17 protein-coding genes are annotated in these 20,195 nt (G+C 74.6%); 4 read left to right on the top strand and 13 right to left on the bottom strand.

Annotation, left to right across the window (positions count from 1 at the left end; translation table 11 throughout):
* Positions 1 to 65: 65 nt before the first annotated feature.
* From ACA511_RS12065 to ACA511_RS12040, 6 genes are all read right to left on the bottom strand, one after another.
* Positions 66 to 1,508 (bottom strand): integrin alpha, encoded by a 1,443-nt coding sequence (locus tag ACA511_RS12065; protein ID WP_375024229.1) that lies wholly within the window; start codon positions 1,506 to 1,508, stop codon positions 66 to 68.
* Between the two features lie 130 nt (positions 1,509 to 1,638).
* Positions 1,639 to 2,145 (bottom strand): DoxX family protein, encoded by a 507-nt coding sequence (locus tag ACA511_RS12060; RefSeq protein WP_375024228.1) that lies wholly within the window; start codon positions 2,143 to 2,145, stop codon positions 1,639 to 1,641.
* Between the two features lie 61 nt (positions 2,146 to 2,206).
* The gene (locus tag ACA511_RS12055; RefSeq protein WP_375024227.1) at positions 2,207 to 2,530 is read right to left on the bottom strand and encodes a hypothetical protein; all 324 of its coding nucleotides are present in this window, start codon (positions 2,528 to 2,530) and stop codon (positions 2,207 to 2,209) included.
* 9 nt (positions 2,531 to 2,539) lie between these two features.
* On the bottom strand, positions 2,540 to 3,880 hold the full coding sequence (locus ACA511_RS12050) for an amidohydrolase family protein (RefSeq protein ID WP_375024226.1): 1,341 nt from the start codon (positions 3,878 to 3,880) through the stop codon (positions 2,540 to 2,542).
* A gap of 44 nt (positions 3,881 to 3,924) precedes the next feature.
* Positions 3,925 to 4,344 carry a Zn-ribbon domain-containing OB-fold protein gene (locus tag ACA511_RS12045; protein WP_375024225.1) on the bottom strand — a complete coding sequence of 140 codons (420 nt, stop codon included), beginning with the start codon at positions 4,342 to 4,344 and terminating at the stop codon, positions 3,925 to 3,927.
* Complete coding sequence (locus tag ACA511_RS12040) at positions 4,341 to 5,504, bottom strand: thiolase family protein (RefSeq protein ID WP_375024224.1); 1,164 nt, start codon at positions 5,502 to 5,504, stop codon at positions 4,341 to 4,343. Before ACA511_RS12040 ends, ACA511_RS12045 begins: the two co-directional genes overlap by 4 nt.
* Before the next feature lie 294 nt (positions 5,505 to 5,798).
* Between ACA511_RS12040 and ACA511_RS12035 the strand changes: the two genes are divergently transcribed.
* Positions 5,799 to 7,325 (top strand): class I adenylate-forming enzyme family protein, encoded by a 1,527-nt coding sequence (locus tag ACA511_RS12035; RefSeq protein ID WP_375024223.1) that lies wholly within the window; start codon positions 5,799 to 5,801, stop codon positions 7,323 to 7,325.
* A 44-nt stretch (positions 7,326 to 7,369) separates the two neighbouring features.
* Entirely contained in the window at positions 7,370 to 7,684 is a 315-nt protein-coding gene (locus tag ACA511_RS12030; RefSeq protein ID WP_375024222.1) for a hypothetical protein, read from the top strand.
* A gap of 2 nt (positions 7,685 to 7,686) precedes the next feature.
* Here ACA511_RS12030 and ACA511_RS12025 read toward each other — a convergent pair whose 3' ends face one another.
* From ACA511_RS12025 to ACA511_RS12005, 5 genes are all read right to left on the bottom strand, one after another.
* Entirely contained in the window at positions 7,687 to 8,436 is a 750-nt protein-coding gene (locus ACA511_RS12025) for a hypothetical protein (RefSeq protein ID WP_375024221.1), read from the bottom strand.
* Between the two features lie 145 nt (positions 8,437 to 8,581).
* On the bottom strand, positions 8,582 to 10,981 hold the full coding sequence (locus ACA511_RS12020) for a CoA transferase (RefSeq protein WP_375024220.1): 2,400 nt from the start codon (positions 10,979 to 10,981) through the stop codon (positions 8,582 to 8,584).
* A 229-nt stretch (positions 10,982 to 11,210) separates the two neighbouring features.
* The gene (locus tag ACA511_RS12015; RefSeq protein WP_375024219.1) at positions 11,211 to 12,707 is read right to left on the bottom strand and encodes an MFS transporter; all 1,497 of its coding nucleotides are present in this window, start codon (positions 12,705 to 12,707) and stop codon (positions 11,211 to 11,213) included.
* 260 nt (positions 12,708 to 12,967) lie between these two features.
* Positions 12,968 to 14,023, bottom strand: a complete 1,056-nt coding sequence (locus ACA511_RS12010) for an enoyl-CoA hydratase/isomerase family protein (protein WP_375024218.1) — start codon at positions 14,021 to 14,023, stop codon at positions 12,968 to 12,970.
* 111 nt (positions 14,024 to 14,134) lie between these two features.
* Positions 14,135 to 14,506: a hypothetical protein gene (locus ACA511_RS12005; protein WP_375024217.1), complete on the bottom strand. Its 372-nt coding sequence runs from the start codon at positions 14,504 to 14,506 to the stop codon at positions 14,135 to 14,137.
* A gap of 308 nt (positions 14,507 to 14,814) precedes the next feature.
* Between ACA511_RS12005 and ACA511_RS12000 the strand changes: the two genes are divergently transcribed.
* Both ACA511_RS12000 and ACA511_RS11995 read left to right on the top strand, forming a co-directional pair.
* A complete protein-coding gene (locus ACA511_RS12000; RefSeq protein ID WP_375024216.1) occupies positions 14,815 to 15,579 on the top strand; it encodes an ABC transporter ATP-binding protein in 765 nt (254 codons plus the stop codon).
* A 3-nt stretch (positions 15,580 to 15,582) separates the two neighbouring features.
* Positions 15,583 to 18,111 (top strand): FtsX-like permease family protein, encoded by a 2,529-nt coding sequence (locus ACA511_RS11995; protein ID WP_375024215.1) that lies wholly within the window; start codon positions 15,583 to 15,585, stop codon positions 18,109 to 18,111.
* 24 nt (positions 18,112 to 18,135) lie between these two features.
* On the opposite strand, the gene ACA511_RS11990 is transcribed toward ACA511_RS11995, so the two are convergent.
* Complete coding sequence (locus tag ACA511_RS11990; protein ID WP_375024214.1) at positions 18,136 to 18,789, bottom strand: response regulator transcription factor; 654 nt, start codon at positions 18,787 to 18,789, stop codon at positions 18,136 to 18,138.
* Positions 18,777 to 20,054 carry a sensor histidine kinase gene (locus ACA511_RS11985; RefSeq protein ID WP_375024213.1) on the bottom strand — a complete coding sequence of 426 codons (1,278 nt, stop codon included), beginning with the start codon at positions 20,052 to 20,054 and terminating at the stop codon, positions 18,777 to 18,779. Before ACA511_RS11985 ends, ACA511_RS11990 begins: the two co-directional genes overlap by 13 nt.
* Positions 20,055 to 20,195 lie beyond the last annotated feature (141 nt).

Here is a 20,195-nt window from a genome sequence, read left to right as displayed (position 1 = left end):
CGGTGCGGACGGCGGCCGGGCCCTGGCCGGTGCGGTCCTCGGCACCGGCCAGGGCCCGGCGGAGGTCACCCGGCGGGGTCCGCGGCCACGGCCGAGCCGAACGCCGAGCCCGCCGGGACGCCGTCGCTCCCGGCGAACCAGTTGTCCGCCACCACGGCCGTGCCGAACAGCGCCCGCCACGGGATCGCGTGGGCGGCGCCCTTGCCGTCGTGCCCGGGGGCGCCGACGGCGACGCTCGACGCGCCGGGCCCGAAGGCCAGCGCCGCGCCGAAGCGGGCTCCCGCCCGCGGCCGGCCGCCCAGGCCGTCCGTCTGCTGGCCGACGGTCCCGTCGACCCGCGGGTCGGGCACGACCTGCACGCCGTGCACCCGTCCCGCGTCGGTCAGACCGTCCACGTCCTCGCCGGGCGCGCCGATCGCCACCGACAGCACCGGGCCGGGCGCCGACGCCGACCGGACGGCGCCGGCGGCCACGCTCGCGCCGAACGCGTCGCCGGCCTCGTTGGCCCCCGGGACGCCCGCGGTGCCCTGGTGCAGGGCCAGCAGCTCGGTGACCTGCCGCCCGTCATAGCCGAGGACGGTCACCATCCCCGCGTCCGCCGCCCCGCCGACGTCCTCGCCGGGCGCGCCGACGGCCACGCCCAGCGGCAGGGACGGGTCCCAGGCCGCGGAGACGCTCGCGCCGAACCGGTCGCCGGCCTCGGACGCGCCGCTCACCCCGGCGGAGTCCTGCCCGATGGCCGTCTCCTCGATCGCCACGACCGGGTCCTCCACGATGTGGATCATCCCGGCGTCCTTCTTGGTGGAGATGTCCTCGCCGGGCACCCCGATCACCGCGGTCGGCTTGTCGAACGAGCCGGCCGCGAGCGACGCGCCGAACCGGTCGCCGGCCTCCACGGTGCCGTCGAAGTCCTGCCGGTCCTGGGTCAGCTCGGTGACGCCGCCGACCCGTCCGCCGCTGATCGACACGACGTGGACGGAGCCCGCGTCCGTCTTGGCCTCGTCGTCGCCCAGGTCCTCGCCCGGCGCGCCGACGAGCACCGTGCCGCTCATCGCGGCCACGGCCGATCCGTAGCCGTCGCCCGCCTCGGAGCGGTCGGGAATGCCGCCGCCGCCCTGCCGGAGGACGATCGGCGCGGGCTGCCCGTCGTTCCCCGGGCCGAAGACGACGTGCACCGCGCCGGCGCCCGAGTCCTCGCCGGGCGCGCCGACGATCAGGTCGGGGGCGCCGTTCCGGTCGAGGTCGGCCACGGCGACCGACGCGCCGAACCGGTCGCCCGCCTCGGGCTGGTCGGCGACGCCCGCCGCGCCCTGCCGCACCGTCAGCCACCGGTCGCCGCACCGCACCTGGACCGATCCAGCACCGGCCTGCCCGGCGACCGTCGCGGCGGGGTCGCCCGCCACCGCCCGCAGGTCGCAGCTCTCCGCCGCCTCGGCGATCCCGATCGGCACGGGCGCGAGCAGCGCGGCCGCCGCCACCACTCCCACGGTCCTTCGACGTTTCGTCATATACGCCTCTCCTGCGGGGATTTGCTGGTGAAGCTCGCCTCTACGGTGGGACGCCCGATGACCTTGAACGGATTACCGTGATCTTCCCGCCCGGCCGGTGCGGGACCGCGAGGGCGCGGCGCGTCGGCTCCTACGGGGCGGCCCGGGGGGCGGGGCTGCGCCGGTGGCCGAGGGTCATGAGGGCGAGGCCGGCGGTCAGGCCCGCCAGGACGGCCGCGGCGGCCCACCAGGCTCCCGACAGGTCCAGGCCGAGCAGTTCGTCCGCCGACCAGCCGCCCGGTCCGGTGGCCGCGAGCCCGGCGGCGACCATGGCGATCAGGACGGTGTACTCGCAGCCGCCCTTGAAGACGAAGTAGCCCTTGCCGCGGTGGTCGGTGAGGGCCGCGACGGTCATCAGCCCGACGAACGCCGCGGCCGTGAGGCCGGTCAGGAAGCCCAGCGTCAGCGCGAGCCCGGCGGCGAGCTCGGCGCCCGCCGCGAGCCGGGCGTGCAGCCGGGCGGGGCGGAGGCCGAGGGCCTCGAACCACCGGGCCGTCCCGGCCAGCCCGTCCGGTCCGAAGGTCTTGTTCCAGCCGTGCGCCATCAGCATCGGCCCGAGGGCCAGCCGGATGATCAGGACGCCGATGTCGTGGTCCATGCCCGGTCTCCGCTCCCGTCCCCCGGCGGTGCGCTCGCGGCGCCGCCGGGATCGATGGCCGCTAGTTCTCGTCGGCGACGACGCCCAGGTAGGTGCCGTACACCTCGGCCGGCTCGCCGCCCCGCCGCACCGTCCCCAGCAGCACGGACCGCGCCGTGGGCCGCGCCCCGGGCCGGACGACGTCGAAGCGCACGTCGATCGGCCGCGACGTCTGCGGGTCCGTGATCTCGACGCGGACGACGACCTCGCCGCCGTCGCCGGTCTCGACGCCGGTCACCCGGTGCCGGGACGTCAGCTGCTGCGTCGAGTGGTCGCCGGGCAGCCGCAGCCGGACGGGGGCGCACAGCTCGCCCGGCCTGGGCGGCACGCACAGGCTCAGCGCCATCGGACGGCCTCAGACCGTCTCGCCGAGCTTGTCGGCCCGGTCGGAGATGTCGGCGTTCGCGGTGGCGCCCTGCTGCCCGGCGAACTGCGTCATCCGCGCCCAGGCGTCCAGGTCGCGCTGGCTGGCCTCCCGGCCGACGCGGGTGACGACGTCGACGTCGGCGGCCTGCGCCCGCAGGCGCCCGGCGGTCGCGTCCTCCCGGGGGACGTGCTCGAACGGCGCGAAGGAGTAGGCCTCCATCGCGTTCAAGTGCGTGATCTTGTTGATGAGCGCGTCGTCGAGGTGGCCGAGGTTCTCGGCGACGTCCTCGGGCGCGAACGGCCAGTTGCTGTCGGAGTGCGGGTAGTCCGACTCCCAGCAGACCATGTCGGTGTTGAGCCAGTCGAGCACCCTCGGGCCGACCTTGTCGCTGATGAAGCACGTGTAGACGTGCCGGTTGAACACGTCGGACGGGCCGTCGTAGCCCTTGGGGAAGGTGTGCTTCGTCCAGCCGGAGTGCCGGTTCTGGACGTGCTCGGCGCGCCACAGGAAGTAGGGGATCCAGCCGATGTCGCCCTCGGTGAGGGAGAACCTCAGGTCCGGGAAGTCGCCCCAGAACTCGGCCCACATCAGTTCGAGGACGGTGTAGGCGCTCATCAGCGACGAGCCGGTCATGTTGACGCTCGCCGGGGCGTCGGTGGAGAACATCGGCGCGCGGGACGACGACCCGATGTGGGTGCACAGCACGGTCTTGCACTCGCTGGCGGCCTCGAACAGCGGATACCAGTACTTCGTGTGGATGCTCGGCATCTTGAGCGCCTCGGGGTTCTCCGAGAAGGTGACCGCGTGGCAGCCCTTCGCGGCGAGCCGGCGGATCTCCTTCGCGGCCTCCTGGACGTCGTACAGCGGCAGGATCCCGCAGGGGATGAAGCGGCCGGGGTGGGCCCCGCACCACTCGTCGATGTGCCAGTCGTTGTACGCCTTGATCATGATCAGGTTGAGGTCGCGGTCGGGGCCCTGGTTGAGCACCTGTCCGGAGAAGCCCGTCCAGTTGGGGAAGTTGAGCCCGGCGAGCTGGCCGCCGGCGTTCATGTCGCGGACCCGCTCGTCGACGTTGAAGCAGCCGGGCCGCATCTCGTCGTAGCTGCTGGCGTCGATGTTGTACATCTCGCGGGGCTTGCCGGCGACGGCGTTGAGGCCCATGTTCCGGCCGCGCAGGTCGCCGTAGTACCACTGCTGGACGCCGTCGGGTTCGAGGACGACCCGCGGTGCCCGGTCCCGGTACCTCGCCGGGACGTGGGCCTCGAACATGTCGGCCGGCTCGGCGATGTGGTCGTCGACGCTGATCAGGATCAAGTCGTCCTTGTGCACGGTGAGCCCTTCGCTCGGTGTCGGGGTGGGACGCGTCCAGCGGGTCAGGCGGGGGTGAAGTACGGGAGCCAGGGGCCGGTCCCGGCCCGGTGGAACGACACCCGCACGGGCAGGTCGGCGCGGAGCAGGCCGGGCGAGGTGCCGATGATGTTGGTCAGCATCTGGTAGCCCTCGTCCAGGGTGACCACGGCGGCGGCGTAGGGGGTCTCGAACGCGGGGGTGACCGGCCGGTGGACGATGGTCCAGCTGTAGAGGACCCCGCGTCCGGCGCTCGCCTCCCAGCGCTGCTCGCGGGCCTGGCACTCGCGGCAGTGCTCGCTCGGCGGGAAGGCGGTGGCGGCGCACCGGCCGCACCGCTGGAAGAGCAGCTCGCCCCGGGCGCAGCCCTCCCAGAAGGGCCGGGTGACCGGGCCGGGCACGGCGTGCGGGACGTCCCCGGTCTGGGGGCGCAGCAGAGCGGTCACGGAAGATCGTCTCCCAACAGGGTCACGGTGGTGAACAGGGCGCCCGCCCCGCCGTTCGAGCAGAGCGCCACGCGGGCGCCGGGCACCTGGAGCGGGCCGGCCTCGCCGCGCAGCTGCTGGACGCCGCGGATGACGCGCTGCATCATCTGCGGGTTCGATCCGGCGTGGCTGAAGGACATCAGGCCGCCGTCGGTGGTGATCGGGTGGCTGCCGGACAGCTCGATGCGGCCGTCCTCGACGAAGGCCCCGCCCTCGCCCCGGGGGCAGAACCCGAAGGCCTCCAGCTGGCGGATGATCTCGAAGGAGAAGGGGTCGTAGAGCTCCAGCACGTCGACGTCGTCGCGGTCCAGTCCGGCGTGGCGGAACGCCATGTCGGCGGCGCGGGCGCCGGCCCATCCGTTCGGTGCGCCGTCCCGCCGGCCGCGCAGGTCCCAGCTGGGCGGGTACTGGTAGGACGGCCCGTAGAAGTCGGCCCCGCCGCCGAGGATGTGGACGGGCTTGCGGCGCAGCGAGCGGGCGCGTTCGGCCGTGGTGACGACGGCCGCGCAGCCCCCCTCGGACGTCATCGCGCAGTCGAGGAGGTGGAAGGGGTCGGCTATGGGCCGGGAGGCGGGGATGTCCTCCGGCTTGAAGGGGCCCCGGCCGTGGTAGACGGCCTCGGGATTGCGGTCCCCGTTGTTGCGGATCGTCGCCGCCACCCGTGACAGCTGGTCGCGCGTCGTCCCGAAGACCTCCATGTGCCGGCGCGCGATGAGCGCGAACTCGACGGCGGTGAACATGCCCCACGGGGCGACGAACTCGTTCTCCGGCCGGGTCCACGGCGCGGTCGCGGCATGGTCGGTGTACTCGCCGGCCTGCGCGGCCACCACGACGACGACGTCGGCGAGGCCCCGTTCGACGGCGGCCGCGGCCTCGTCGAACATGCCGATGCCGAACGCGCTGCCCTGCCAGGCGGGGCCGAGGCGCAGGTCGTAGATCAGCGAGGTGCCGTCCGCGCCGGAGCCGACCCCGTCGACGTCGGACAGGTCGAGCCCGGCGTCGTCGAGGGCGCCGCGGACGGCCTGGACCATGAGACTCCGGGAGGTCTCGCCCTCCAGTCGCCGGGCCTGGCGGGTGTTGCACACCCCGGCGATGACGGCCCGGCGATTCGATGCGCCCACTCGTACTCCCATGGGTCGATTCGCTGTGGTGCAGATCACCACCTTGTACGACTATTAGACTTACGAGCCCATCGACTGTCAAGGGGATCGGACGAACAACCGTCCCGCTTGAGATGCGGCACCGACCACAACATGGACCCCGTCCATGCAGGGAAGAATTCGTATACGTCGACTGACCGTCACGTCCTGGCACGGGGAAGCACCCCGGAGGGTCTGGCGCAGATCCGGACAGTATGTGATCCTCGTTATGGACTATTAGTTACATCCACCTGGACAACGGAGCGTGGAGTTCAGATGACCCTCCGCCTGATCTTGGACATGGCCGCGCAGGCCGGGCCCGACCACGCGGCGCTGGTGTCCGGCGCGGACGAGTCGGCGACCACCTTCGGCGGCCTCGCGGCGCTCGCGGACTCCGGAAGCGCGCTGCTGCGGCGCTGGGGCGGCCGGTCCGTGGCCTTCATCGGCGTCAACTCCGAGGCGGTCCCCGCGCTGCTGTTCGCCGCCGCGGGCGCCGGCGTCCCGTTCGCGCCGCTGAACTACCGGCTGCCCGCGCCCGCCCTGCGCGAGCTGATCGCCCGTCTCGACTCGCCGGTGCTGGTCACCGACGCGGCCCACGCCGTGGAACCGCCCGGCAACGCGGTCAGGTCGGTCACCACCCGGGAGTGGTTCGGCCTCCTCGCGGCCCAGGACCCGGACGCGGCGGCCCCGGACGCGGGCGGCGCGCAGGCGACCGAGGAGAGCCCCGCGGTGCTGCTGTTCACCAGCGGCACGACGGCGGAGCCCAAGTGCGCGATCCTCCGCCACTCGCACCTGCTGTCCTACGTCCTCGGGACCGTCGAGTTCGGGGCGGCGTCGCGGGACGACTGCGCCCTGCTCAGCGTCCCGCCGTACCACATCGCCGGGATCGGCTCCGTCCTCACCAACGTCTACTCCGGCCGCCGCGTGGCCTACCTGCCGGACTTCACCCCGGACGGGTGGCTCGACCTGGTCAGGAGGCAGCGGGTCAGCCACGCCATGGTGGTCCCGACGATGCTCGCCCGGATCGTCGAGCACCTGGGGGGCCGCCCGGCGGGCTGCCCGAGCCTGGTGTCGCTCGCCTACGGCGGCGCCCGCATGCCGCTGCCGGTGCTCACCCGGGCACTGGAGGCGTTCCCCTCGACCGGCTTCGTCAACGCCTACGGCCTCACCGAGACCAGCTCCACGATCGCCGTCCTCGGGCCCGACGACCACCGCGCGGCCCTCGCTGCGGGAGAAGCGCACCGCCTCGGCTCGGCGGGCCGGATCGTCCCGGGCGTCGAGGCCCGGATCCGCGACGCGGACGGCGCGGCGCTGCCCGCCGGCGCGACCGGCGAGCTGTGGGTCCGGGGCGCGCAGGTCTCCGGCGAGTACGCGGGCACGGGCTCCGTCCTGGACCCGGACGGCTGGTTCCCCACCCGCGACCGCGCCCGCATCGACGGCGACGGGTACCTGTACATCGAGGGACGCGCCGACGACACGATCATCCGCGGCGGGGAGAACATCGCGCCCGCCGAGATCGAGGACGTCCTGCTCGCGCACGAGGCCGTCCGCCAGGTCGCCGTGGTGGGCAGGCCCGACCCCGACTGGGGCGAGCGCCTGGTCGCCGTCGTGGTCCTCGACGCGGGGGCCCGCTCCGCCGGCGCGGACACGGCCGCCGAGCTGCGCGCCTTCGTCCGCGCCCGGCTGCGCGGGTCCCGCACCCCCGACGAGGTCGTCTTCCGGGACGACCTGCCCTACACGCCGACGGGCAAGCTGCTGCGGCGCGAGGTCGCCGCCGCCCTCGCCTCCCCCGCCCGTCCCTGACGGGCGCCCCCGCCCGACCGTTCCCTCCCGGACAGGAGAAGGATTTGACCGACATCATCAAGCCCGGCATGCGCCTGCACAGCAAGGTGTGCGGCACCGGCGTCATCGTCATCCGGCCGGGCGCGCGGACGTTCGATCTGCGGTGCGGCGGGGTCCCGGTGTCCCCGTCCGGCGACCGGGATCCCGCGAGCGCGCCGCTGAGCCCCTACGACGGCGGATCGCAGCTCGGCAAGCGCTACACCCACCCGGACGACGACACGCTCGAACTGCTGGTGACCAGCCCGGGGGCGGGCACGCTGTCGGACGGCGACACCCCGCTGGTGATCAAGGAGGCCAGGCCGCTTCCCGCCAGCGACTGAGGCTAGGCGCCCTCGCCCTTGTCCTCGCCCTTCTCCTCGCCCTTCTCCCTGTCGCGCTGCGCCCTGCGCCGCAGCTGGGTCGTCGGGTGGTCGCGGTGCCGCTCGTAGGCGTCCCCGATGCCCCAGTCGATCTCGTCGCGCAGCTGCCGGATGATGGCGATCTCGGCGTACAGGGAGCGCAGGGTGTAGTGCGACACCAGCTGCGAGTACTTGCGCGCCGGCTCGCCGAGGAGGCCCAGCTCCCTGCCCCGGGCCTGGCTCCACTGCAGTTCGTCGATCGACTTCTGGACGGTCTCCAGGTAGCGGTCGATGGCCTCCAGGAGCCCGGCCGGCTCGGCGTCCCCGGCGAGCCAGAGCTTCAGCATCAGGGGATGCTTGAGCATCACCGGCTCGTCCCCGGGGAGGGCCTCGGACCAGGCGCGCAGCGCGCGTTCGCCGCGGGGCGTGGCCTCGTAGACCGTCATCTTGCGGCGTCCGACATGGATGGCGCGCTCGACCGCCATGCCGTGCTCGATCAGGCGCGCCAGCTCCCGCCGGATGTGGCTCACGGCGGGCGCCCAGTAGAAGTGGCCGACGGTGTGCTGCGCCCGGACCTTGATCTCGCCCGCGGTGAGCGACTCGTCGGTGACGATGAGCACCCCCAGCACGAGGTACGCCGTCGTCGGCAGCCCCAGCTCGCCGCTGCCGGGCGCGGCCGGATCCCGCTCGGCGGAAGCCTCGCCGCCCGCTTCCCCTGCCGATTCGAATTGCACGCCGTCCCCGTCGATGTCCCCGTCGATGCCCCGTCGATCGCCGTTTCCTCGCGGCCGATCGTAGCCCTCCGGCGCGCGGTTCAGCGTTCCGATACGCCGGGCCGGCGGGACGAGTTCCCGCCCGGCCCGCGCGATCGGGACGCCGTCAGAGCCCGGCGGGACGGGCCGCGATGACGCCGTCCCCCTCCAGGGCCCGGATGTCGCTCTCGCTGAGGCCGATCTCGGCCAGCACCTCGTGGTTGTGCTCGCCGTAGAGCGGCGCCGCGTTCCGCAGCCACCCGTCCCGCACGGCAGGGGTTCTGTAGGGCATGCCCGTTGTGAGGAAGTCGCCCGCGACCGGGTGGCGGATCCGCTCCCAGAAGCCGCGGGCGTGCAGTTGCTCGTCCGCCAGCAGGTCGGCGGGCGGCGTCACCCTGGCGGACGGGACGCCCGCGGCCCGCAGTTCCCGGACGGCGTCCTCGACCGGCACGCCCGCCGCCCACGCCCTGATCGCCTCGTCGATCCGCCCGGCCCGCGCACGACGCGCCCGCCGGGTGGCCAGGCCGGGGTCGCCGGCCAGTTCCGGGCGGCCGATGAGCGAGGCGAGCGCGGGCCACTGCGCGTCGTCCGTCACGGCGATCGCCACCCACTCGTCGCCGGCGGCCGCCGGGTACACGCCCTGGGGCGAGGCGTCCGGTCCGCGGTTGCCGTCGCGGCGCAGCGTGACGTCGCGGACGGTGTGCTCCATCAGCGCCTCCGCCGCCACGTTGAGGGCGGCCTCCACCATGGTGGCCTCGACGTGGACGCCCCGTCCCGTGGCGTCGCGCTCCTCCAGGGCGAGGACGGCCGCGAACGCCGCGTGCAGGCCGGCGATCGGGTCGCAGACGCCGCGCGGGATGACCGGCGGCCCGTCCGCGTGCCCGGTCATCCAGGCCATGCCGCCGGCCTGCTCCATCGTCTGGGCGAACCCGACCCGGTCGCGCCAGGGGCCGTCCAGCCCGAAGGCGGGCATCCGGACCATGCAGGCCCGCGGGTTGGCCCGCGAGACCTGCGGCCACTCCAGCCCGAAGTTCGCCATCACGCGCGGCGAGAAGTTCTCGATGACGACGTCGCTCCGACCGATGATCTTCAAGGCCAGGTCCCGCGCCCGCTCCCGCGCCGCCGGATCGCTCAGCTCCAGGGTGATCCCGCGCTTGCCGGCGTTGCTCGCGAGGAACACCGGGCCCCACTCCCACCACCGGTCGACGCTCGGCGGGCGGCCCCCGGAGAAGCGCATGCCGTCCGGGCGGCGCACGCCCTCGATCTTGACCACGTCGGCGCCGAACGCCGCGAGGAGCTGCGTGGCGGTGGGGCCGGCCCAGAAGGCGGTGAAGTCGGCCACCCGGACCCCGTCCAGCGGCCGCCGGCCCGCCGGAGCGTCCGGCCTGGCCGCGCGCTCGCGTTCCGGCCAGTGCACCCGGCCCGTGTCCCGGCCCAGTTCCGGCACCCTGCCGGGCAGGGGCGCCTCGAACGCGTCCGCCCGGTAGGGGACGCGCGGCTGCAAGTGCCCGAGCGCGTTCTTGACGAAGACGCCGCGCTCCTGGAACTGGTCGATCCCGGCCACGGTCTCCGGCGTCCCGATCGGGGCCACCGGGATCCGCAGGGCGGCCGCGAACTCCACGATCTCCGCCGTGGTGCGCGTGGCGGCCCACGCGTGGACCATCCCCAGGAACTCCTCGCGGCGCCGCGCGCGCCCGGCGAACGAGGCGAGGTCGGCGTCGTCGAGCAGGTCCGGCCGGTCGATGAGGACGAGGAAGTCGGAGAACTGCTGGGCGGTGATGGTGCAGAAGCCGACCAGTCCGTCGGCGGTCGGCACGATCGACGGCATCTCCAGGCTCCGGCCGGGCATCGGCGCGTCATCGCCGAGCACGCTCGCGGTGACGGCGCCGAGACCGCCCATGGTGACGATCATCGCCTCGTAGACCGACAGGTCGAAGACGTCGCCGCGCCCGGTGCGCCGCAGCGCGCGCAGGCCGGCCGCCGCGGCGAGGGCCGCGTACGCGCCCGCCACCCACTCGCCGGGCCTGCCGCCGGCCTGCAGCGGCTCCTCGCCCGGCCAGCCGCGGCTGCCGATCGACCCGCACAGCGCCTGGAGGATGAACTCGTTGGCCTGGACGCCCTCGTCCACGTAGGGCCCTTCGGCGCCGAACGGGCTGATGCCGACGACGACGGTCCGGTCGGCGGCGGCCGTGCGGGACCGCACGGCCGCCAGATCCCAGCCCCCGGTCCCGTCGACGAGCACGACGTCCGCGCCCCGGACCAGGTCTAGGGCCGCGCCGGACGCGACGCCGTCCGCGACGACCGACCGCTTGCCCGCCGCCAGGAACTGGAAGAGCGGCGCGGGCTCCGCCGGGCCGGTCGCGGGGGCGTCCGCCGCGCGCCAGGCGCGCAGCGGGTCGCCGCCCGCCGGCTCCAGCTTCACGACCTCCGCACCGGCGTCGACGAGGAGCTTGCCGCAGTACGCGCCGGGCACGCCCCCGGTGCACTCCAGTACGCGGACATCGGCGAGCGGGAGGGTGGCGGCCATCGGAACCTCGTCTCGTCGATGTGACCTGAGTCTCTCAGTCATGAGACTATTAGACTCATCTGCAAGTGCGGTAGTCAAGACGATGCATGGCATTTACCAGGTTATAGCGCGTTTGCGATGGTGATTCTTGCGAGACTAATAGATCGGTAGTTTGGGCTGCTGTCGCGTTCCGGGATGGTCGACGGCCGAGGCCGGCGCCCCTCGCGCGGGGGCGCCGGCCTCGGGATCCTCAGTCGAGCCGGGCCGCCGGCGCGAGCCCGGCGGGGGCGGGCTCCCCGCCGCGCCCGGCGAGCGTGGACTCGCGGTACCGCGACGCCGCGACGGCGAGCAGGAGCCCGATCACGGACGCGGCGATCGCCACGACCACCGTGGTCCGCAGCCCCTCCTCGCTCAGGAAGGCCAGCTCACCGACCTTGATCTCGCCCCGGGCGAGGAACACTCCCGAGAAGGACGCGGCGACGCCCTGGAACGTCGTCCGCACGACCGCCTGCATGCCCACGGCCGCGCTCGTCTCCTCCTCCGGGACGCACTCGACGATGAGCGTCGGCAGCGCGCCGTAGCAGAAGGTGACGGCGATCGAGCTGACCAGCGTGAAGGCGATGAACCCGCCCACCGTCGTGTGCAGCTGGAGGACGGACCAGAACGCCACCACGGCGACCACGGACCCCAGCAGGACCGTCCGGGCCGCGCCGTACCGCCGCGAGATCCGGCCGGGCAGCGGCGACAGGAGGAACCCGACGAGCGCGCCGAGGCCGCCCACCAGCCCCGCCGCCGTGGCCGTCAGCCCCAGCCCGACCGGCAGGTCGATCGGCGCCCGGCCCGGGACCGGGATCTCCGTCGGGGTGCGCATGACGGCCGTCGGCATGACCTGGCTGAGCCCGAAGACGCCGAAGGCGATGATGACGGTGGCCAGCATCCCGATGGCGAACTTCGGGTTGGCGAACCGCCGGACCTCCATCATCGGGTGCGCGACGCGCAGCTCCCACACCGTCCACAACGCGAGCAGCACGAACCCGGTGCCGATGAAGCCCACCGTCCGCGAGTCGGCCCACGTCCACTCGCTCGACCGGGTGACGCCGAACAGGACGGTGCCGACCGCCGCCGAGAACAGCACGGCGCCCAGGTAGTCGACCTTTCCGCGGTCGGCCGGGTCGGCGGCGGACCGGGGCACGACCGCGCGGACGCCCAGGATCGCCAGCGCGGCCAGCAGCACCGCCGTCCAGAAGATGTACCGCCACTGGAAGTGGTCGAGGATGAAGCCGGACACCAGCATGCCCGAGGCCCCGGCGATCAGCGCGGACGCGCTGACGACCGCGATCCCGACGGTGACCTTCTCCTTCGGCAGGACCTCGCGCGCCAGCCCGATCACCAGCGGCAGCACGGCGCCGGACACGCCCTGGAGGCCGCGGCCCGCGATGACGACCTCCAGGTTGGGGGCCACCGCGCTGACCATGGAGCCGACCGCCGAGACCAGCAGGACGACGTTCAGGACGCGGGTGCGCCCGAACTGGTCCCCGAGGCGGCCGCACACGCCCGTGGCGGCGGCCGCCACCAGCATGTACGCGGTCACGATCCAGGTGAGCTTGCTGATGTCGGTTCCGAAGAAGGGGTTGTTCGCGTACAGCAACTGGACGGCCATCGTCGTCTCGAAGGCCGACACCGTCTCGGCGAGCACCAGCACTGCGATCAGTAGCGCGGCGGGTCTCGCGGACCTCGTTCCGGGCATGGCTGGACCAACTTTCCGCTGGAGGGGGGGTGGAACTGCGTCGGAGTCCCCGCCGGGCGACGCCCCGCGGGAGCGTCGAGAGTCGGAGGGACGGGCCATGCGCGTCGCGTCGGCGCCGGACGCTTCCTCGCGTGGTCTAGATCACATCAGCATGTGACTATTAGATGTTAGTTCTCGGCGACCGTCAATAGCTTGACCAGAGGGCATCGAGGCAGAGGGCCCGCAAGGCTGAGAACTTTAGACTCACACCGATGGCGCCGTCAGCCGTCGATCAGGTGCCACTCCCGGGCGGTGGACGCGCCGATCGCGGAGCCGGTCACGGAGAGGTAGAGCGTGCGCCAGCGCCCGATCCGGCGCGGGACGCTCACCGTCCCGCCCGCTCCGGGGATGAGGCCCATCGACACCTCCGGCAGCCGGAACGTGGCGTCCGGATGGGCGCGCAGCGTCCCCGCGAACGCGGGTATCTCGATGCCCGCGCCCACGCAGGCGCCGTGCACGCGCGCCTCGATCCGGCCGCGCAGCCGGTGCACCAGGCGTCCGGCTCCGCCGCGCGTCCGGACCTGGTGGGCCGTGACGAGGTCGGGCGCGGTCCCGAACTCGTCGAGATCGCCGCCGGCGCAGAACGACGGGCCGGCGCCGTCCAGCAGCACGCGGCCGGCTCCGGGGTCGAGGAGGGCGATCTGGAGCGCGTCGACCAGCGCGTCCCGCACCTGGCGGCCGTAGGCGTTGCGCCGCTCCGGCCGGTTCAACGTGATGTGCAGCCCGGCGTCCCCGGTCCGTTCCACGAGGACCGGGTCGCGGACCTCGGGGGGCAGCGGGCGCGGCCCGCGCGCCGCGAGCCAGCGCGCGAACTCCGGGCCGCCGAGCAGGGTCGAGTAGGCGTAGGACTCGACGTCGAGCGCGGCCTCGACGGGCAGCAGCGGGGTCGTCCTGAGGACGCCGCGCAGCACCAGCGCGGCCTGCGGGTTGCGGGTCACGGCCTCCCACAGGTCGCGGAGCGCCCGCTCGGGGTCGGCGGTGGCGACCGACGGCGGCCCGGCGTCCAGGCCGGGGCCGGTGAAGGTGAGGTCCAGGGCCTCCGTCAGCTCGCGGTGAGGCGGCCGGGCGTCCGCGCCCGGCGGGAGCACGCCGATCAGCAGCCGGTCGGCCGCACGCGCGTGGCGCACCGCCCGCTCCACCGTCGCGCCGTCGGGTTCGCCGCCCAGGTCCACGGCGACGAGCGGGTCGCGCACCGAGCCGTCCTCGCCGAGCAGGGGGACGCCCACGCCGCTGGCGTCGGCGAGGTCGGCCGGTGAGACGCGCGGCGGTCCGCCCATCGCCGCCCTCCCTACGATCGCAGTGTTCCGCGAGGGCGGAGTTTATCGTTCGCGGCCGCCGCCGCGGCCGGGCGCACCGCGCAGAATGGGGGGCCGGGAAATCGGGCGGCCTCAGTTGATGTTCAGGTCGCCCTGGACGTCGCGAAGCTGGACGACCTTTTCGGCGGGCCCGTTGTGGACGTTGACGACACCGTCCCCGGACGCCGTCGCGGCCGTCTGCGCCTGGTTCCAGATCGCCTCCAGACGGGCGCCCCACTCCGGGTCCTCGTCGAGCAGCCGCCGGACGGCCGCCTGGAGCTCCCCGATCCGCCCGTCGTCGGCGATGGCCCCGGCCAGCGCCGCCTCCTCGGCGGGACGCCCGCGGAACCGCTCCCGCACCCGCTGCGCCAGCTCGGCGACGGCCGCCCGCACCGGTTCGCCCGCGACCTCGACGGCTTTGCCCGCCATGGCGGTGGCGATGGCGATGGTCATCGGATCTGCCATGGCAATAGTGGACCACGTCCGTCCCCCAATGGCCAGATCCGCGGCACGGATGGCGCCAAGGGGCGGGCCGTACATGATCAGTGAAATGCGGCCCGCACCGAATAGCGGCGCAGTATGTCTCACAATTTCCGGAAACGCGACCAATTCCTGCCGATGCAGGGACCTCGGCGTCGGGTACCGCCACGGGACGGTCGGCGGTACAGCCTGCACTACCTCGCATGGGCAACTGGCTGCATTGCCGCGGGCCGGCGGCGTTCCTAACGTCGGAAGCCGTCGAATTCGAACGATCTCCCGGAGGACCGCTCCCCATGCCAGTGACCCCGCTCGACGACGTCGTCGTCGTCGAACGCGTCCAGAAGACCTACGGCGACGAGCACCCCGTCGTCGCGCTCGCCGGAATCGACGCGCGGTTCCGCCGAGGGACGATGACGGCCGTGATGGGGCCGTCCGGCTCCGGGAAGAGCACCCTGCTGCACTGCGCGGCGGGGCTGGACCGGCCGACCTCGGGCCGTGTCGTGCTCGGCGGCACGGACCTGTCGTCGATGTCGGAGAAGGAGCTGACCGTGCTGCGCCGCAGCCGGATCGGCTTCGTGTTCCAGGCGTTCAACCTCGTGGGCGCGCTCACCGTGGAGCAGAACATCCTGCTGCCGTCGCGGCTGGCGGGCGCGCGGCCGGATCCGGCGTGGGTCGCCGAGGTGGTCGAGCGGGTCGGGCTGGCGCAGCGGCTCCGGCACCGTCCGGCGGAGCTGTCCGGCGGACAGCAGCAGCGCGTCGCGATCGCCCGCGCGCTCGTCACCCGGCCGGAGGTGATCTTCTGCGACGAGCCGACCGGCGCGCTGGACACGCAGACCGCGGCGGAGGTGCTCGCGCTGCTCGGCTCGGCGGTCGAGCAGTCCGGGCAGACGATCGTCATGGTGACGCACGACCCGGTCGCCGCGTCCTACGCCAACCGCGTCATGGTGCTCGCCGACGGCTCGATCGTGCGGGACATGCCGCAGCCCGGCGCGCCGCGGATCGCCGAGGAGCTGGCGATGCTCGGCCGCCGCCGGCCCGTCGCGAGCCGGGAGGGCTGAGCGGTGCTGCACCTCGCACTGCGGATGCTGCGGTTCCGCAAGGGCAATTTCGTGGCGACGTTCATCGCGCTCTGCGCCGGTGTCGTCGTCCTGACCGTCTGCGGGCTCCTCACGGAGTCCGGGCTGCGCTACAACGGCGTGACCGACCGGTACTCCGCGGCGGTCGCCGTGGTCGCCAAGCGCGACCTCACCGTCGCCGGGCCGGAGAAGTTCGGCGAGAGCGAGCGCACCACGGTGGTGCTGCCGGAGCGCGGCGGCGTGCCGGAGTCGCTCGTCCCGCGGCTCGCCGCGATCCCCGGCGTGCGGAGCGCGGTCGGGGACCGCTCGATCGTGGTCGCCGCGGCGGCCGCGCCGGACGTCCCGGTGACCGGCCACGGCTGGGCCAGCACGGCGCTGGCCGGGCACCGCATGGTGTCCGGCGCGGCGCCGCGGGCCGACGACGAGATCGCCGTCGACGCCCGCCTCGCCGAGGCCGGGCGGCTGAAGCCCGGCGCCGCCGCGCAGCTCCTCACCGGCGGGACCGTCCAGCGGTTCCGGGTGAGCGGGGTCGTCGGGACGGACGGCGCGTCCGGGACGGGGGCCGCGCTGTACTTCACCGACGCGCGGGCGTCCGCGCTCGACCCGCACCGGGGCCGCTTCGACGCGATCGGCGTGCTCGCCGCGCCGGGCGCCGACCGGGACGCCGTGACGGCCGCGGTGCGCCGCGTCGCGGACGGCGCGGACGCGACGGCGTACACCGGCGACGAGCGCGGGCTGGCCGAGGAGCCCGCGGCGGTCGCCGCCAGGGACCTGGCCGTGCAGGCGGGCGGGGCGTTCGCCGGCTACGCCGCGGTGATCATCATCTTCGTGGTCGCCGCCACGGTCGGCCTGTCGGTGCGCCACCGCCGCCGCGACCTCGCGCTGCTGCGGGCCATCGCGGCGACGCCCGGCCAGGTGCGGACGCTCATCCTCGGCGAGGTGGGGCTGCTCGCCGTGCTCGCCGCGGCGGCGGGCATCCCGTCCGGCTTCGCCGCCACCGCCTGGCTCCGGGACGAGCTGGTCGCGCGGGGCTTCGTCCCCGCCTCGTTCACGATGAGCGGCGGCGTCCTCGCCGCGTCGGCGGCGACCGCGTCGGTCGCCGCCGTGGCGCTGCTCTCCGGCTGGATCGCCGCGCGGCGCACCGGCCGCATCCGGCCGACCGAGGCGCTCGGCGAGGCGGCCGTCGAGCGGGGCCTCGGCGGCAGGGTCCGGATCGTGTCCGGCCTGGTGTGCCTCGGCGGCGCGGTGGCCATGATCGGTGTCACCGGAGCCGCCACCGGCCAGACGGCCATGGGCGCCGCGGTCGGCATGCTGTACATGTTCGTGCTGGCGATCGCGCTGCTCGCCCCGTGGATCAACCGGGGCGCCGCGCTGGCCCTCGACCCGGTCGTGCGGCGCGTCTGGGGGAGCAGCGGGTACCTCGCCGCCGCGAACCTGCGGGTGAACGCGCGCGGCATGGTGGCCGTGCTGACCGCGCTCGTCCTGTCCGTGGGGCTGGGCGGCACCGTCTGGTTCCTCCAGGACAACCTGGACCGGCAGACGGTCGCGCAGAGCCGGGACGGCACGATCGCCCAGCACGCGCTGGTCGGCGCCGCCGGGCTGCCCGCGTCGGCGGCGGCGGACGCGCGCCGGATCCCGGGCGTGGTCGCCGCGACCGGCGTCCGCCGCACCTCCGTCGTCACGCCCGCGGACATGGGGGCCATGGCGGTCGTCGCGCAGGGCGTCGACCCGCAGGGCGCCGAGCAGACCATGGACCTCGGCGTCCGGTCCGGGAGGCTGGCCGACCTGCGCGGCGGGACGGTCGCGGTGTCCGCGTCCGCGGCGGACTCGGCGGGCTGGAAGGTCGGGAAGGACGCGAAGCTGTGGCTCGGCGACGGCACGCCGGTCACCCTGCGGGTCGTCGCGATCTACGACCGCAACTTCGGGTTCGGGGACGTCACGCTGGCCAACGAGACGCTCGCCGGGCACACGGCGAGCGGCCTCGACGACCGCGTCCTCATCCGCACGGCGCCGGGCGCGAACGCGGCCGGCGCCCTGGCGGGGCTCGCGGCCGAGTATCCGGCGAGCACCGTGACCGGCACGAGCGAGCTGACCGGCGAACTCGCGCAGGACCTGGCGATCAGCGCCTGGCTGAACAAGATGCTGATCGCCGTCCTGGTCGGCTACGCGGTGCTCGCGGCCGCCAACACCCTGGTCATGGCCGGGCTGTCGCGGACCCGGGAGCTGTCGCTGCTGCGCCTGGTCGGGATGACCCGCGGGCAGGTGCGGCGGATGGCCTACGCCGAGCAGGCGGTCCTGCTGGGCGTGGCGCTCGCCATCGGCGGCGGCATCGCGGCGTTCACCCTCTCCTCGATCGTCAACGCCCTCGTCGGGCAGCGCGTCCCGTACGTCCCGGCGCTCGGCTGGATCACCATCGGCGGCGGCAGCGTCCTGCTCGCGCTGACCGCCGCGGTGCTGCCGGTCGCGCGGCTCCTGCGCACCCCGCCGGTCGAGGGCATCGGCGTCCGCGAGTAGCCGGCCGCCCCCGCCGTCCCGGCCTCACCGCCGGGCGTCCTCCAGGTAGCGGAGGACGGCGGCGACCCTGCGGTCGGCGCGGTCGGCGGGGGCGAGGCCGAGCTTGGCGAAGATGCTGCGGATGTGCTTGTGGACGGCGCCGTGGGTGACGAAGAGCCGCTCGGCGATGGCCGCGTTGCCCAGCCCCTCGGCCATCAGGGCGAGCACGTCGCGCTCGCGGGCGGTCAGCCGCTCCAGCCCGCGGTCGCGGCGGCCGCGCGTGAGCAGCTGCGTGACGACCTCGGGATCGATGGCGGTGCCGCCCTCCGCCACCCGGTGCAGCGCGACGAGGAACTGCTCGACGCGGCCGATCCGCTCCTTCAGCAGGTAGCCGAGCCGGTCGGCGCCGCCGGCGAGCAGCTCCCCGGCGAACGCCCGCTCGACGTGGGCGGACAGCACGAGGACGGCCAGTCCGGGCCGGCGGCGCCGCGCCTCGACCGCCGCCCGGATCCCCTCGTCGGTGTGCGTCGGCGGCATCCGGACGTCGACGATGGCGACGTCGGGCTCGCCGGCGTCCACGGCGTCCAGGAAGGCGTCCGGGGAGCCGGTGGCCGCCACCACGTCCAGGGACTCGGCGCGCAGCAGCAGCGCCATGCCCTCCCGCAGCAGCGGGTCGTCCTCCGCGATCACGATCCGCACGGCAGCTCCATCCGGAGAATCGTCGGCCCGCCGGGCGGGCTGGTCAGGGTGAGCCGGCCGTCGTGCGCCTCGATCCGGCTGCGGATCCCCGCGAGCCCGGAGCCGGCGCGCTCGTCGGCGCCGCCGACGCCGTCGTCCTGGACCCGCAGCAGCAGCCGGTCGCCGCGGCGGCGGACGGTCAGGACGGCGTGCCGGGCCCGGCTGTGCCGGGAGACGTTGGTGAGCGCCTCGGCCATCACGAAGTAGGCGGTCGCCTCGACGGAGACGGCGCAGCGGCCGGGTATGTCGACGTCCGCCCGGCAGGGGACCCCGCAGTCGGCGGCGAGCCCGTCCAGCGCCCCGGCGAGGCCCCGGTCGGCCAGGACGGGCGGCAGGATGCCGCGCACGACCGCGCGCAGCTCGGCCAGGGCCTGCTCCGCGGCGTCCTGGGCGCGGTCCAGCAGCGCCTCGGCGTCGGCGGGGTCGCGGGCCAGCGCGCGGCGGGTCGCGCCGAGCAGCAGGGTGACGCCCACCAGCCGGCTCTGCGCCCCGTCGTGCAGGGAGCGCTCGATGCGGCGCAGTTCGGTCGCGTGGGCGTCCAGCGCCGCGGCGCGGGTGGCGGACAGGTGCGCGACCCGCAGCGACAGGTCGGCGTCGGGCGGCGGGGCGAGCAGGCGCCGGCCGGGCCACGCCTGCAACCGCGCGAGTTCCGGCCCGACGACGGTGAACGCCGCGGCCATCAGGACGCCGAGGGCCGCGACCGCCAGGGCGTCCCGGTCCTCGGTGACACTCCAGAAGACGAGCGTCGGGGCGGCGTCGTCCGGCGGAAGCAGCCGCCACCACAGCGGGTAGGTGACGTTCTGCGCCGCGTTCACCACGAGGGTCGCGCCGACCGCGCCGACGAGCAGGCCGAGCGTGCCGTGCACCGCCAGCCAGCCCAGCTCCCGCCGCAGGGCCCGGTCGCCGAGCACGGCCCGGCCGCGGCCCGGCGCGGGACCCAGCGTGATCATCTCGGGTCCCCACCGGGACAGCCGCGTCCGCTCCCGCTCGGCGATGGCCCGGACGACCCGCGGCAGGGCGGGCGCGAGGACCAGGCCGACGCCCACGGCGCACAGCAGCACGATGAGGAGGACCGACAGCAGCGCGGCGAACGACAGCAGGGCGGTGCCCATCCCCTGGATGAGGTGGTCCAGCGCGTCCAGGACGGCGCGGGCACGCCGGACGGCGACCGTCCTCCGGTTCCGCCGGGGGCCGGCCGCTCCGGGGTCGTCCGCCGGCGTACGCACGCGGTGACACTATGGCACTCAAACGATCTTTGCCGCATGGTTCCGGAGAGCGCGGCCCGTGGACGCCGCCGGCGTGGCGAGGATCACCCCCGCGCGCCGGACGGCGGGGATCGGCGCCAGGCCGTAGTCGTAGGGCGTGCC

This window comes from Actinomadura sp. GTD37 (assembly GCF_041951365.1).
Taxonomy (GTDB): domain Bacteria; phylum Actinomycetota; class Actinomycetes; order Streptosporangiales; family Streptosporangiaceae; genus Spirillospora.
This window is presented reverse-complemented; position numbering and strand designations above follow the sequence as displayed.

Coding starts and splice junctions, on each gene's coding strand:
- ACA511_RS12010 (WP_375024218.1), bottom strand. CDS start 14,023: ATGGGCGGACCGCCGCGCGTCTCACCGGCCGACCTCGCCGACGCCAGC.
- ACA511_RS12000 (WP_375024216.1), top strand. CDS start 14,815: ATGCCAGTGACCCCGCTCGACGACGTCGTCGTCGTCGAACGCGTCCAG.
- ACA511_RS12055 (WP_375024227.1), bottom strand. CDS start 2,530: ATGGCGCTGAGCCTGTGCGTGCCGCCCAGGCCGGGCGAGCTGTGCGCC.
- ACA511_RS12035 (WP_375024223.1), top strand. CDS start 5,799: ATGACCCTCCGCCTGATCTTGGACATGGCCGCGCAGGCCGGGCCCGAC.
- ACA511_RS12020 (WP_375024220.1), bottom strand. CDS start 10,981: ATGGCCGCCACCCTCCCGCTCGCCGATGTCCGCGTACTGGAGTGCACC.
- ACA511_RS12065 (WP_375024229.1), bottom strand. CDS start 1,508: ATGACGAAACGTCGAAGGACCGTGGGAGTGGTGGCGGCGGCCGCGCTG.
- ACA511_RS12015 (WP_375024219.1), bottom strand. CDS start 12,707: ATGCCCGGAACGAGGTCCGCGAGACCCGCCGCGCTACTGATCGCAGTG.
- ACA511_RS12060 (WP_375024228.1), bottom strand. CDS start 2,145: ATGGACCACGACATCGGCGTCCTGATCATCCGGCTGGCCCTCGGGCCG.
- ACA511_RS12005 (WP_375024217.1), bottom strand. CDS start 14,506: ATGGCAGATCCGATGACCATCGCCATCGCCACCGCCATGGCGGGCAAA.